We start from the raw sequence: 12,875 nt of genomic DNA on the forward strand, positions 1-12,875 counted from the left end.
GGGGCGGGGGGGCTCGTGCATGACCCCCACCGCCCTTCGCGTTTCACCGAATTCGGACCTCTACAGGGGGCGATCAGGCGTCGGGAGCGCTGCCCATGACCGCGGCGAAGGACGCCGGCTCCGTGTCGTGGCCGTGGATTCCCGGGTAGAAGGACCACTCCCCGGAGGCGTCGCGCCGGAACTCCCCGACCGTGGCCGCCGTCGACCCCAGCACGCTGCCGAAGTCGTCCTCCGCCAGGACGGTGTAGCCCTCGCGCAGGCGCACGCCGGGGTTGAGCACACCGACGAACGTCCGGCGTCCGGCACGCTGCTGTATGAGGACGCCGACCACCACGCGCGCGTAGCGGCTGTCGAGCCGGTCGAGCTCCAGGGTCATGACCTCGTCCCAGCCGAAGCCCTTGCCGTCCTTGCTGTCCCGGTTGAGGTAGATGGTGCCGTCCGGGGAGCGGCTGTCGAAGTGCACTACGTAGGCGGGGGCTCCGTACGGCGCGTCGGCGACGTAGGTCGCGGCGATGATGTCGAGATCCGTGGCCGCCTGGCCGGGGGGACTGGGGTCCCACTTCGCCGCGACCTCGACCCTGCGGATGCCCTTGTTGAGGCCGTTCACCAGATCTTCCCTCCCCGTTGCCGATGCACTTCCCACCTCAACTGCTGTGCAATCAAGGCCGATTGTCCATCGTGCCACGCGCGCCGGGGCGCTCGCGCGGGTGCACTGAGCCGGAGCGTGACCGACGCCACGTTCCCTGGCCTTACGATGGCGCGGTGCTGGTCAAGTGGATTCGCTGCACCGTGGTGGACCGCCGCGGTTTTGAGCGGGGGCAGCGAAAGTGGGCGGGGTTGCTGGGTGAGCCGGGATTCCGGGGACAGGGCGGAGGCTGGAGCCGGGGGCGGCCCGGGGTGGCGCACGTCTTCGCCTTCTGGGAGAGCCGCGCCTTCTACGACTCCTTCATGGCCCGCTCCCACGACCGGCTCGCCGCGTCGCAGTCGGGCACGTTCAAGGACTCGCAGGTCAAGCTGTTCGACTACCGCTTCGACGTGAAGACCGGTTTCGAGCCGCGCTTCACAGATGCCGACCTGGTACGGGTGGCCCACTGCCGTGTCCACGAGGAGCGGGCCGAGCACTTCGCCCTGATGCAGGAGAAGGTCTGGAACCCGGCGATGGCGGGTTCGCCCGGCATGGTGCGCGGTCTGTTCGGCGAGGCGCCCGGCCATGAGTTCCTGGTGCTGTCCATGTGGCGGTCTGCCGCGGAGCACGGCAAGTACCGCGTCGAGCGTGTGGAACGACTCGCGCTGCGGGCCCAGACGGAGGCGGACGTCGCGGCTCTGGCGGGGGACATCGTGCAGCTGGAGCCTTCCTGGACCGTCTGACGCGGTCGCCTGTGGTGGGCCCGGAGTGTGCAGGAGCTGTGTGACCTACGCCGTATGGAGCCCGTACGAGTGCTCGATCGGCCCGCAACCGATCTAGGGTTTTGGCATGGCACGACCACGGCGCATCGTTCTTGTCCGGCACGGCGAGTCGGTGGGCAATGCCGATGACTCCGTTTACGAACGCGAGCCCGACCACGCACTGGCACTCACCGAGAAGGGGTGCCAGCAGGCGGAGGACACGGGCAAGCAGTTGCGGGAGTTGTTCGGCAGGGAGCGCGTAAGCGTTTACGTCTCCCCGTACCGCCGCACCCACGAGACCTTCCGGGCCTTCCATCTCGACCCCGGACTCGTGCGCGTCCGCGAGGAGCCGCGACTGCGCGAGCAGGACTGGGGCAACTGGCAGGACCGCGACGACGTACGCCTGCAGAAGGCGTACAGGGACGCGTACGGGCACTTCTTCTACCGCTTCGCCCAGGGGGAGTCCGGCGCCGACGTGTACGACCGTGTCGGTGGCTTCCTGGAGAGCCTCTACCGGAGCTTCGAAGCGCCCGACCACCCGCCGAACGTCCTCCTGGTGACGCACGGGCTCGCCATGCGACTGTTCTGCATGCGCTGGTTCCACTGGTCGGTCGCGGACTTCGAGTCGCTGTCGAATCCCGGGAACGGCGAGACGCGGATGCTCGTTCTCGGTGACGACGGCCGGTACACCCTGGACCGTCCATTCGAACGCTGGCGTGATCCCGAGCCGTACGGCGTCACGGGGTAGGCCTCACGCTTTGAAGATCAGGTCCGGGCGCAGCGGGCTGTGCCGGATGTGCCGACAACGAATTAGAGTGGCAGGGCGATGACCGCTGACTCCTCTCCCGACGGGCGCCTGGGGCGCGCCGTCGCCAGCCTGCGCGGACTCGCGGTGGGGGACGCGCTCGGCTCACAGTTCTTCGTGCCTGCGAACTATCCGCTGCTCAAGCGCCGCGAGCTGCCGCCCGGCCCCTGGCAGTGGACGGACGACACGGAAATGGCCTGCTCCGTAGTGGCCGTTCTGGCCGCCCGCCACCGCATCGACCAGGACGAACTGGCCCGCTCCTTCGCCGAGCACCATGACTTCGACCGCGGCTACGGCCCCGCCGTCAACCGGCTGCTGCGGCTGGTCCGCGAGGGCGGCGACTGGCGTGAGCTGGCCTCGCAGCTCTTCAACGGACAGGGATCGTGGGGCAACGGCGCAGCGATGCGGATCGCCCCCCTGGGCGCCTGGTACGCCGACGACCCCGAGCAGGCGACGCACCAGGCCGAGATCTCGGCGTACCCCACCCATCAGCACCGCGAGGCCGTGGTCGGCGCGATGGCGGTCGCCGCCGCGGCCTCCCTGGCCGCCGCCCCGGAGGGTCCGCCCAGTGCGGAGGCGCTGCTCGACGGCGTCATCGCGCTCGTCCCGCGCAGCGCCGTGGGCGCGGGACTGCGGCGCGCCCGCGACATGCTCGACTACGCGGACGCCGGAACGGTCGCCGCGGTGCTGGGCTGCGGACGGCGTACGACGGCGCACGACACGGTGCCGTTCGCGCTCTGGTCGGCAGCCCGGGTCCTGGGTGACTACGAAGAGGCATTCTGGGCGACCGCCCAGGTCGGCGGCGACATGGACACGACGTGCGCCATCGTGGGTGGTGTGGTTGCCGCCGGAAAGGCGGGGGCGCCGCCGAGCGTGTGGGTGGAGCAGACGGAGGAACTGCCGGGCTGGGCACCTGCGCCTGTGTAGGCCGTAGGGCTTGTACGCACGGGTCCATACAGCCTGGACCGTGGGTCGGGAGGGCGTAGCGGCCCGTGGGGCTTCGCCTCGGTCGTCGAAACCCCTCCCTCTGTCACAGGCCTGCTACAGCGTCCCCGCGACAGACCCGCATGGCCTGCACGTGGATACCCTTTCCGCCACGCCGCCTGTTGATCATGCCGGGCGCGTGCCGAACGAGATACCGGTCGCCAGCACCAGCCCTCCGCCGCCGCGGCGTGTCGTGAGCTGTCTGCGCGTGGCGGCCGGCTGGGAGGGGGTCCCGTGTCCGACACACCGTCCACGCCCGAGCCGAAGGATTCCGAGCGCGCCGGACCGAAAGCGCAGGCCTCGGGGGACGGCACCACGAGGAAGGGCGAGCCGCAGGACGCGGTGCCGGGGCGCCGTTCGGCTGCTACTGCCGTGTCCACGAGGTCCGGTACGTCAGGGGTGGCGACCTCGGTGGGCGTGGGCAACGACTGGGACCGCCCGTCTCCTGCCCCCACTTTCTGGCTGGCCGATCTCCGGTTCGGGCAACCGGCCCCGGTGCGCACGGCCACTCTGTGGGCCGCGCTCGCCACCGGAGTGCTGAGCATGCTGCTCCTGGGGGACGGGCTCGCGATCAATCTCCTGCTGGTGGCGATCCCGGCCGCGCTGGCCGCGTATTTCGCCGCGCAGGACGCGGGCAGGCTCCCGCGCGCGTGGACGCTTGTCTGGGGCATCGGCGGGCTGGCCCTGCTGGCCGTGCCCGCTCTGCGGGACGCGGACTGGCCGTCCTTCCTGGCCGTGGTCACGGCGCTCGCGCTGGGCTCGCTCGCACTGCACGGCGGCCGCCGCTGGCCCGCCGTCCTGCTCGGTCCGATCGGGCTGTTCAACGCGCTGGTCACCGGTCCCGTATGGGGCTGGCAGGGGCTGCGCGAGCGGTCCGGCGGCGCCCGCGGGCGAATCGGTCCTCTGCTGCGTGCCCTCGTCGTGACCGCGGTCCTGCTCGTGGTCTTCGGGGTGCTGTTCGCGGAGGCCGACGCCGCCTTCGCCGATCTCCTCGGCGATCTCATGCCGGACGCCTCCGTCTCCGGTGGTCCCTGGCGTGTCCTGCTCCTCGCGCTGGGCGTGGTCGGCGCGCTGGCGGCAGCGCACACGGCCGCCGCGCCCGTTCAGTGGGACCGCGTCGAGGTGCCCGAGGGGCGCGCTCGGGGGCGGGTCGAGTGGGCACTGCCGCTGATCGTGCTCACCGTGCTCTTCGCGGCCTTCAACGCAGTCCAACTCGCCGTGCTCTTCGGCGGCTACGACGCTGTACTGGACAAGACCGGCCAGACATACGCGGAGTACGCGCGGCAGGGCTTCTGGCAGCTGCTCCTGGTCACCCTGCTGACCCTGCTCGTCATCTTCTTCGCACTGCGCTGGGCCCCGCGCGGGGGAGCGCGCGACCGGACGCTGGTGCGCGGTGTGCTGGGAACTCTGTGCGCGCTGGCGCTCGTTGTCGTGGCATCGGCGGTGCGACGCATGGACATGTACGTGGAGGCTTATGGACTGACGCGGCTGAGGGTCTCGGTGGTGGCCATGGAGCTCTGGCTCGGCCTGGTCATCGTGCTCATCATGGCTGCCGGGGTGTGGGGTGCCCGCTGGCTGCCACGGGCCGTCGCGGCCAGTGCCGCGGCGGGCGTGCTCGCCTTCGGACTGCTGTCGCCCGACGGTTTGATCGCCGGGAGCAACGTCCAGCGCTACGAGGACACGGGCAAGTTCGACCTCGAGTATGCGCGCAACCTGAGCGCCGACGCCGTACCGGCCCTCGACAAGCTGAAGGAACCGGCGCGTTCCTGCGCACTGAGGTTGATCGCGAACGACCTGGCCGACGACCAGAAGCCCTGGTATGCCACCAGCTGGGGCGAGGCCCGCGCCCGGGACATCCTTCGTGAGCGGCCGGTGTCGAAGGATGCGAACTGGGAGACGTGCCACAACGTGGGGGACGACGTCTCCTATCGATGAGCGTCCCCCGCGTCCCGTCGCGAGCTGCCACGGCTTTCGGCTCCGGGCCTCGGTGTCGCCCTCGTTCTTGTCTGCGGCCCGCGGAGGGCCGGACCGTCGTCCTCGCCGTCGGTCCCCGGACCCGGCCCGGCCTCCGCGGCCCCGTCGGGGCCTGATGGGTCGATCAGCCTCTGGTGGCGTCAGCCTCCCGAGGCGGGTCCCGCCGTGCCGGCGAGCGCGTCCAGGTCGCTCTTGCGGACGCGGATCACCACAGTGGCGGTGACGAGGGCCAGTACGGCCATCGCGGCGGCCGGGACGAAGGCGGTCGAGATGCCTTCGGCGAGCACGTCGTGGCCCCAGGGCGCGGGCAGCTGATGCGTCTTGGCGAACTCCGCCTTCTGCTCCGCCGAGCCGTTGGCCAGGAAGTTCGGTACCTGCTTCTCCGCCTCGTCGCGGCTGGCCGTTCCGAAGACCGTGGTCAGGATGGACAGGCCGAGCGAACCGCCCACCTGCTGCGTGGCGTTGAGCAGGCCCGAGGCCGCGCCCGCCTCGTGCACGGGGACACCGGAGACCGCGGTGAGCGTCAGCGTCACGAAGTTCAGCCCCATGCCGAAGCCGAACAGCAGCATCGGCCCGAGCACCCCGCCGGCGTACGAACTGTCGGGGCTGATGAAGGTCTGCCAGCCGAGGCCGAGCACGACCAGCGTCGAACCGGTGACCATGAACGGCTTGGGGCCGAGGACGGGCAGGAAGCGCTGCGACAGGCCGGCGCCCATGGCGATCGCGACCGTCACCGGGAGGAAGGCCAGGCCGGCTTCGATCGGCGTGTAGCCCAGCACGTTCTGGACGAACAGCACGATGAAGAAGAACATGCCGAACATCGCGGCAGCCAGGCTGAGCATGATCACGTACGTGCCCGAGCGGTTGCGGTCGGCGAACATCTTCAGCGGGGTGATCGGCTCCTTGGCTCGCAGTTCGATGAGGACGAAGGCCACCAGCAGCACGACGGCCGCTCCGAAGGACCCGATGGTGAGGCTGTCCCGCCAGCCCTCTTCCGAGGCGCGGATGAACCCGTACACCAGGGACGCCATTCCGGCCGTCGAGGTGAGCGCGCCCGCGATGTCGAAGCGGCCCGGATGACGCTCGGACTCGTTGATGTACACCGGCGCGAGCGCTGCGATCAGGACACCGATGGGTACGTTGACGAAGAGCACCCAGCGCCAGTCGAGCCACTCGGTGAGCATGCCGCCCGCGAGGAGGCCGATGGCGCCACCGCCCGCCGAGACGGCGGCGAAGACAGCGAAGGCCCGGTTCCGTTCCGGGCCCTCGGGGAAGGTGGTGGTGATCAGGGCGAGCGAGGTGGGCGAGGCGATCGCACCACCCACGCCCTGGAGGGCGCGCGCGAGCAGCAGCTGCCAGGGCTCCTGAGCCAGGCCGCCCAGCAGCGAGGCGAGCGTGAACAGCAGGATCCCGGTCATGAAGACCCGGCGCCGCCCGAGGATGTCTCCCGCGCGGCCGCCGAGGAGCAGCAGTCCGCCGAAGGTGAGGGTGTAGGCGCTGACCACCCACGTCAGGTCGGTCGTGCTGAATTTGAGCGCGTCTTGAATGTGCGGGAGTGCGATGTTCACAATCGTCGCGTCGAGTACCACCATGAGTTGGCAGGCCGCGATGACGGCGAGCGCTACGCCGGGATGCCCCTCCCGACGGGCCGCTCCTGGCTTCTGATCCTTTATCAACTGAGAGGTTGTCACTATGGGTCCCCCACAAGTGCCTTAGTGAACGCTCGCGTTCACTGCCGCGTCAACGGTAGTGAGTCCCCCTCAGTGAACGCAAGCGTTCACTGAAGTCAGTGCCGTATCGCGTCCCGGTGCCGCATGGCGCCACCGATCCGCTCCCTCCACCTCCCCGCTTCCTCACGGTCAAGCTCAAGCTCAAGCTCAACGGAGACACTCAGATGGTTACTTCGCACTGGACGGCCACCCCCGCTCAGCCGGCTTCCCCGCGCCGGCGCGGTGCCGTACTGGAGCGCGCCATCCTCGATGCCGCGCTGGAGCAGCTCAGCACGGTCGGCTGGAACGCCCTCACGATGGAAGGCGTCGCCGCCGGAGCGCAGACGGGCAAGGCCGCGGTCTACCGGCGCTGGCCGTCCAAGGAGGACCTCGTCGCGGACGCCCTGGAGGCCGCCCTGCCCCGGATCGAGCAGGCACCGGACCTCGGCAGCGTCCGGGAGGATCTGCTGGCGCTGTGTCTGCAGGTGCGCGAGGCGATGTTCTCGCGCCCCGGGTTCGCCCTCCGCTCGGTGCTTCACGAATGCGATGCCGCGCAGGCCGAACGCTTCCACGGGGTGATTCTCGGCGGGGTCATCGAACCGACCCTTGCCCTGCTTCGAGAGGTCATCCGGCGCGGAATCGAGCGGGGGGAGGTCCGCTCCGACGCGGCGAACCCCTACGTCTTCGACGCCATCCCGGCCATGATGATGTACCGCTCCAAGGTGTGCGCCAGCGAATGGGGCAAGCGGGATCTGGAGGAGATGATCGACCAGCTGATGGTGCCGCTGCTTCGGCCGAACGGCGCGTGATCACGCTGATCGGGCGGGGTGTGGCCGGTTTTGGACGGCTTCGTCGTGCCCGCGTCCGCCGGTGGTGGAACGCCTCGGGCTTCGCGTCCGTGGGTGCTTCCGGGCCGCTTCGGGAACCGCGGTGTCGGGTGGGGTTCGCAGCGGCGTAGGCTAAGGCTGCCATGCCGTACGAACCACCCACCCACACCGTTGAGCGCTCCCTCCGCGCCACGACCGGAGCGAAGATCATTGCCGGTGTCGACGAGGTGGGGCGTGGCGCTTGGGCCGGCCCGGTCACCGTCTGCGCCGCGGTCACGGGACTGCGCCGTCCGCCCGAGGGACTCACCGACTCCAAGCTCCTCACCGTCAAGCGGCGTACGACGCTCGCCGTGGAACTGGAGAAGTGGGTGACGTCGTACGCCCTGGGGCATGCCTCGCCCGAGGAGATCGACGCCCTGGGGATGACGGCCGCCCTGAGGCTCGCGGCGGTGCGCGCCCTGGAGTCGCTGCCGGTCCTCCCCGACGCGATCATCCTCGACGGGAAACACGACTATCTCGGTCATCCCTGGCAGGTCCGAACGGTGATCAAGGGCGACCAGTCCTGCGTCGCCGTCGCGGCGGCCTCGGTGATCGCCAAGGTCCGGCGCGACAAAATGATGGCCGAACTGGGCATCGACCATGCAGACTTCGGTTTTGCGGCCAACGCCGGGTATCCGTCGCCGGTTCACAAAGCCGCGCTGGAGGAGCGGGGCCCCACCCCGTACCACCGGCTGTCGTGGGCGTATCTTGATGCGCTGCCCCAGTGGCGGCACCTCAAGAAGGTCCGCAGCTGGGCGGACGGAAGCGTTCCGGAAATCGAGGGCCAGCTCGGCTTCGATTTCTGACGATTCCGCTCGCACTCATGTGCCACCCGCCGGAGCGTGTCGCACCGGCGTTTGATAAAAATCAGTTCATGCCTCTCATTCCCGAGGAGCCTCAGATTCACGAGAGTGCCCAGGGTCCCCGCGCCACTTCGGCCGCCGGCCGTACCGCGCCGACCCCCCGTCCCGTACCCGGCCCCCGTCCCGTGGCTCCGCCACGTCCGGGCCGTCCGGGTCCTGTCCGGCCGATGCCGGCCCAACGCACGCCGCGCGAACCTGCCGCGGCCGTGCCGGGGCCGTCCGCCCCGGCCACCGCGGTCGCTGCGGCGACCCCGCAGATCCAGCTGATCCCGGCCTCGGCCGAGGGCGCGCTGGACGCCGCCGAAGAAGCCGTCGACCTGCTGCTGGACTCCGGTCGCGTCCCTGGTGAGGTGCTGGTGATCACCACCGGCGACCCCCACCCGTGGGCCGCGCACGAACTGTCCTTCGGTGAGGCCGCCTACTGGGCGCAGCACGATGCGGGTGACGACGTCTTCTACGCCGACGCCTCCGTCGTGGAGCGGGCCGCGTCCCGCCCCGTCGTCGTGGTCGCCGTCAACGGCGGCTCCGACACCGCTGCCGCCTCCGCCCTCCCGCTGGCCCTCGGCCGGGCCGGTGCCCTGATGATCGTCTGCGGCGACCCGCAGCAGATCAACGCGGTACTGGGCGCCGGGGTCTGAGCGGTTCCGGAACCTGCCGGAAGCATGTCCGAGGCGCGTCCGCGGCTTGCCCGTGGCGCGATCAGGGCGTTCGGATGGTGCTCTGACGCCTTTCGGTGCGTGCGGAGCGCTGCTTCCGGAGTACGGAGTGCGGAGGCCTGCTTCCCGTGCGCGTGCGCGGGGTGGCGTGCGTAGCGCTGCTGCGGAATCTGTGCGGTGGGTCTTTCGGCGTGCGCCGAGGGCTGGGCATTGGCACGGGGGACGTGCCGATGCGCCGTTCAGGCTCCCGGGGGTGGCATGTGTCCCTGCTGAGCGAGTGCGTGAGTGTGTGCTGCGCCGCGCCCGGCCGAGCCGAGTTGTTCGGTGTCGGCGGGTGCGGCGCTGCTGCGTGTTGGCTTCAGGCGCGTCAGGGTGACCCTGCGCATGTCGTGCGCCGCCAGGCTGTTCGCGTGCCGTGCGTGACTGGTCGCATGGCCGTCCCTTGCCGCCTGACGGATCCATGGCGCCGTTGTCGCGTGAGCCTCGCAAGGGCGGTCCGCACCTGTTGGCCGTACGGCCTCGGAGGCGGACCTGACGCGTCTCGATGGCTGGGTACCGCCTTTGGTGGGCGCCCTGACCTCAGCGGGCTGCTGCCCGACGCAGTACCTCCGACGCCGCGCCGCCGGTGCGCGGCAACGGCGGTGGCGCCTCGGCCAGGGCGAAGGACTCCGGCGGGGAGTCCGCGTGGGGACGGCGTCCGCCGCGGCCCTCGCCGAGGACCTGCCAGCCGTCACGCGTCAACGTGATGTAGGACCCGCAGCGCAGCCCATGGAGCGTGCAGGCGTCCCGCAGACCCCACATCCACGCCCCGTCCTCCTCCGTCCAACGCGCGTCGCCGTCACGGCAGTAGAGCAGCACGGCCGTACGCACCGGAGTGCGGCGCCGCAGGTCGTGCGGGATGACCCGGCGCAGCTGCGAGAGCAGTGCGTTGCGGAACATCCAGCCGTCGGCCGGTGCGGGACGCCGGGTGAACGAGGCGCTGGCCCGTAGCCGTTCGTCCGGATCGAGGACGGCCACGATCGCGGTCGAGGGGCTGGGCCGGTGCCGGGCGTGCAGCCCACTGACGACCTCCCGGGGATCGCGCAGCAGCGGAATCCCGGCGGCGGCCCATTCGGCGGGTTCGAGCATCCGGGCCAGTGGGTTGGCGGACAGGTCGGCAGACGTCGACATCGATGCCGCCGAGGACGGAGCGAATCCGAAGGTCACGGTCCTCCCTTCGGCTACGCGCCCACACTGCGGGCGGGGGTCGGACTTGGGGGAGCGCACGCCGCAGCAGAGCCCTACCGGACCACGGGCCAGCCGTGCGGGGAGCGGACCTCAATTCTTCCTGTCGAACTTGGTTGCGGCAACGAGCAATTGGGGCCACAGACCGTTTTCTGGCAGAGTGCCGTGTATATCCCTGCCCATTGATGCCGTCGGAGATGCGTGAGTCACGCCTGTACGGCGAGGACCAGCGGCAACACCCCCTGCGCACCGGCCCGACGCAGCATCCGGGTGGCCACCGCGAGCGTCCACCCGGTCTCCGTCGCGTCGTCCACGAGCAGGACGGGACCGCCCACTTCCTTGAGAGCCGCGGCCAGCGCGGGTGGCACCGCCAGTGCACCGTCGAGCGCCTTGAGTCGCTGTGCGCTGTTGCTCCGGGAGATCTGCGGTGCCTCGCCGACGTACTCCACGGAACCGAGCAGGGGCAGTCGGCCGACCTCCGCGATCCGTGCTCCCAGTGACTGGATCAACTGTGGACGCGTGCGTGAGGCCAGGGTGACGACCCCGACCGGGCGCGGTTGCGCGTCAGGGTGTCCGGAAGCCCAGCCGCCGGGGCCCTTCGCCCAGTCGGCCAGCACGCCGACCACGGCCTTCGCGACGTCGTCCGGGACGGGCCCGTCCGGGGCCTGCGGTGCGAGCATCGGTCGCAGCCGGTTGCCCCAGCCGATGTCCGAGAGCCGCCCCAAGGCCCGCCCCGGAGTGGCCTGTTCACCGGCGGGGATGCGCCCCTTCAGGTCCACGCCGACGGCCGGCAGACCTGTCGGCCACATCTTCCGGGGTTCGACCTCCACGCCCGCTCGACCGAGTTCGCCGTTTGCCGCGTCCAGCGCCGCCGGGGACACGGTCGTCTCGAAGCGTGCTCCCGCACAGTTGTCGCAGCGTCCGCACGGCGCCGCTCCCTCGTCGTCCAACTGGCGCCGCAGGAACTCCATCCGACACTCGGTCGTTGTGACGTAGTCACGCATGGCCTGCTGCTCGGCCGCCCGCTGCTTGGCGACCCAGGCGTACCGCTCGGTGTCGTACATCCACGCGTTGCCCGTGGAGATCCAGCCGCCCTGCACGCGGCGCACGGCACCGTCCACGTCGAGCACCTTGAGCATCGTCTCCAGGCGGGACCGGCGCAGCTCCACCAGAGGCTCGAGGGCGGGCAGGGAGAGCGGTCGGTCGGACCGGGACAGGATGTCCAGGGTGCGGCGCACCTGCTCCTCCGGGGGGAAGGCGAGCGACGCGAAGTACTCCCAGATCGCCTGGTCCTCCTTGCCCGGCAGCAGCAGCACCTCGGCATGCTGCACACCGCGGCCCGCGCGGCCGACCTGCTGGTAGTAGGCGATGGGGGAGGAGGGGGAGCCCAGGTGCACGACGAATCCGAGGTCGGGCTTGTCGAAGCCCATGCCCAGCGCGGAGGTGGCGACCAGCGCCTTGACGCGGTTGGCGAGCAGGTCCTCCTCGGCCTGCTGGCGCTCCGCGTTCTCCGTCTTTCCCGTGTACGACGACACCGTGTGCCCGCACTGGCGCAGGAACGCGGTGACCTCCTCGGCGGCTGCCACCGTGAGGGTGTAGATGATCCCGGAGCCCGGCAGCTCGTTCATGTGCTCGGCGAGCCAGGCCATCCGGTTGGCGGCGTCCGGCAGCCGCAGCACACCGAGGCTCAGGCTCTCCCGGTCCAGCGGGCCGCGCAGGACCAGAGCGTCCGTGGTGCCGCCGGTGCCCAGTTGCTCGGCGACATCGGCCGTTACGCGCGCGTTGGCGGTCGCGGTGGTGGCCAGGACGGGGACGCCGGACGGGAGATCGGCGAGCATCGTGCGCAGCCTGCGGTAGTCCGGCCGGAAGTCATGGCCCCAGTCGGAGATGCAGTGCGCCTCGTCGACCACGAGCAGGCCGGTGGCCGCGGCCAGTCTGGGCAGCACCTGATCGCGGAAGTCCGGGTTGTTGAGCCGTTCCGGACTCACCAGGAGGACGTCGACTTCGCTCGCGGCCACCTCGGCCTGGATCGTCTCCCATTCCTCCGTGTTGGAGGAGTTGATGGTCCTGGCCCGGATCCCGGCTCGCGCTGCCGCCTCCACCTGGTTGCGCATGAGCGCGAGGAGAGGGGAGACGATGACCGTGGGCCCGGCGCCCCGCTCGCGCAGCAGCGCGGTGGCGACGAAGTAGACCGCGGACTTGCCCCAGCCGGTGCGCTGCACGACGAGCGCTCTGCGCTTGTCGGCCACCAGGGCCTTGATGGCACGCCACTGGTCCTCGCGCAGGCGGGCCTCGCCCGCAGGGGCGCCGACCAGGCGGGCGAGGACGCCGTCGGCCGCGGCGCGCAGGTCTTCCGGGGCTGTGGTGGGTCCTGGTTCTTCGTTGCTCATGGCCCCATGCAACCCGAT

At 70.7% G+C, this 12,875-nt stretch carries 11 protein-coding genes; 7 read left to right on the forward strand and 4 right to left on the reverse strand.

What is annotated here, in order from left to right; all coding sequences use genetic code 11:
• Window positions 1-73: 73 nt before the first annotated feature.
• Window positions 74-607 (reverse strand): TerD family protein, encoded by a 534-nt coding sequence (locus ACN6LB_RS26720; RefSeq protein ID WP_445028138.1) that lies wholly within the window; start codon window positions 605-607, stop codon window positions 74-76.
• Window positions 608-762: 155 nt separating this feature from the next.
• Here ACN6LB_RS26720 and ACN6LB_RS26725 point away from each other — a divergent pair, with 155 nt between their 5' ends.
• The 4 genes from ACN6LB_RS26725 to ACN6LB_RS26740 all read left to right on the forward strand — a co-directional run bounded on the left by ACN6LB_RS26725 (window position 763) and on the right by ACN6LB_RS26740 (window position 5,110).
• Window positions 763-1,368, forward strand: coding sequence for a YdbC family protein (locus tag ACN6LB_RS26725; RefSeq protein ID WP_356136066.1), 606 nt, complete (start codon window positions 763-765; stop codon window positions 1,366-1,368).
• A gap of 106 nt (window positions 1,369-1,474) precedes the next feature.
• Window positions 1,475-2,134, forward strand: a complete 660-nt coding sequence (locus tag ACN6LB_RS26730) for a histidine phosphatase family protein (protein ID WP_356136064.1) — start codon at window positions 1,475-1,477, stop codon at window positions 2,132-2,134.
• A gap of 78 nt (window positions 2,135-2,212) precedes the next feature.
• A complete protein-coding gene (locus ACN6LB_RS26735) occupies window positions 2,213-3,118 on the forward strand; it encodes an ADP-ribosylglycohydrolase family protein (RefSeq protein WP_445028139.1) in 906 nt (301 codons plus the stop codon).
• Between the two features lie 474 nt (window positions 3,119-3,592).
• On the forward strand, window positions 3,593-5,110 hold the full coding sequence (locus ACN6LB_RS26740) for a DUF4153 domain-containing protein (RefSeq protein ID WP_445028169.1): 1,518 nt from the start codon (window positions 3,593-3,595) through the stop codon (window positions 5,108-5,110).
• 179 nt (window positions 5,111-5,289) lie between these two features.
• On the opposite strand, the gene ACN6LB_RS26745 is transcribed toward ACN6LB_RS26740, so the two are convergent.
• Window positions 5,290-6,840, reverse strand: a complete 1,551-nt coding sequence (locus ACN6LB_RS26745; protein ID WP_356136060.1) for an MFS transporter — start codon at window positions 6,838-6,840, stop codon at window positions 5,290-5,292.
• A 203-nt stretch (window positions 6,841-7,043) separates the two neighbouring features.
• On the opposite strand from ACN6LB_RS26745, the gene ACN6LB_RS26750 reads away from it, so the two are divergent.
• The 3 genes from ACN6LB_RS26750 to ACN6LB_RS26760 all read left to right on the forward strand — a co-directional run bounded on the left by ACN6LB_RS26750 (window position 7,044) and on the right by ACN6LB_RS26760 (window position 9,225).
• Window positions 7,044-7,667 carry a TetR/AcrR family transcriptional regulator gene (locus ACN6LB_RS26750; RefSeq protein WP_356136058.1) on the forward strand — a complete coding sequence of 208 codons (624 nt, stop codon included), beginning with the start codon at window positions 7,044-7,046 and terminating at the stop codon, window positions 7,665-7,667.
• 161 nt (window positions 7,668-7,828) lie between these two features.
• On the forward strand, window positions 7,829-8,530 hold the full coding sequence (locus ACN6LB_RS26755) for a ribonuclease HII (RefSeq protein WP_356136056.1): 702 nt from the start codon (window positions 7,829-7,831) through the stop codon (window positions 8,528-8,530).
• Between the two features lie 68 nt (window positions 8,531-8,598).
• Window positions 8,599-9,225, forward strand: coding sequence for a hypothetical protein (locus ACN6LB_RS26760; protein WP_445028140.1), 627 nt, complete (start codon window positions 8,599-8,601; stop codon window positions 9,223-9,225).
• A gap of 597 nt (window positions 9,226-9,822) precedes the next feature.
• Here ACN6LB_RS26760 and ACN6LB_RS26765 read toward each other — a convergent pair.
• Complete coding sequence (locus ACN6LB_RS26765; protein WP_356136052.1) at window positions 9,823-10,449, reverse strand: hypothetical protein; 627 nt, start codon at window positions 10,447-10,449, stop codon at window positions 9,823-9,825.
• Between the two features lie 224 nt (window positions 10,450-10,673).
• On the reverse strand, window positions 10,674-12,857 hold the full coding sequence (locus tag ACN6LB_RS26770) for a RecQ family ATP-dependent DNA helicase (RefSeq protein WP_445028141.1): 2,184 nt from the start codon (window positions 12,855-12,857) through the stop codon (window positions 10,674-10,676).
• Window positions 12,858-12,875 lie beyond the last annotated feature (18 nt).

This window comes from Streptomyces sp. SAS_270 (assembly GCF_052543295.1).

What these genes read in the sequence shown, in the direction of transcription:
- ACN6LB_RS26730 (WP_356136064.1), top strand. Translation starts at nt 1,475, where the DNA reads ATGGCACGACCACGGCGCATCGTTCTTGTCCGGCACGGCGAGTCGGTG.
- ACN6LB_RS26735 (WP_445028139.1), top strand. Translation starts at nt 2,213, where the DNA reads ATGACCGCTGACTCCTCTCCCGACGGGCGCCTGGGGCGCGCCGTCGCC.
- ACN6LB_RS26750 (WP_356136058.1), top strand. Translation starts at nt 7,044, where the DNA reads ATGGTTACTTCGCACTGGACGGCCACCCCCGCTCAGCCGGCTTCCCCG.
- ACN6LB_RS26755 (WP_356136056.1), top strand. Translation starts at nt 7,829, where the DNA reads ATGCCGTACGAACCACCCACCCACACCGTTGAGCGCTCCCTCCGCGCC.
- ACN6LB_RS26760 (WP_445028140.1), top strand. Translation starts at nt 8,599, where the DNA reads ATGCCTCTCATTCCCGAGGAGCCTCAGATTCACGAGAGTGCCCAGGGT.
- ACN6LB_RS26770 (WP_445028141.1), bottom strand. Translation starts at nt 12,857, where the DNA reads ATGAGCAACGAAGAACCAGGACCCACCACAGCCCCGGAAGACCTGCGC.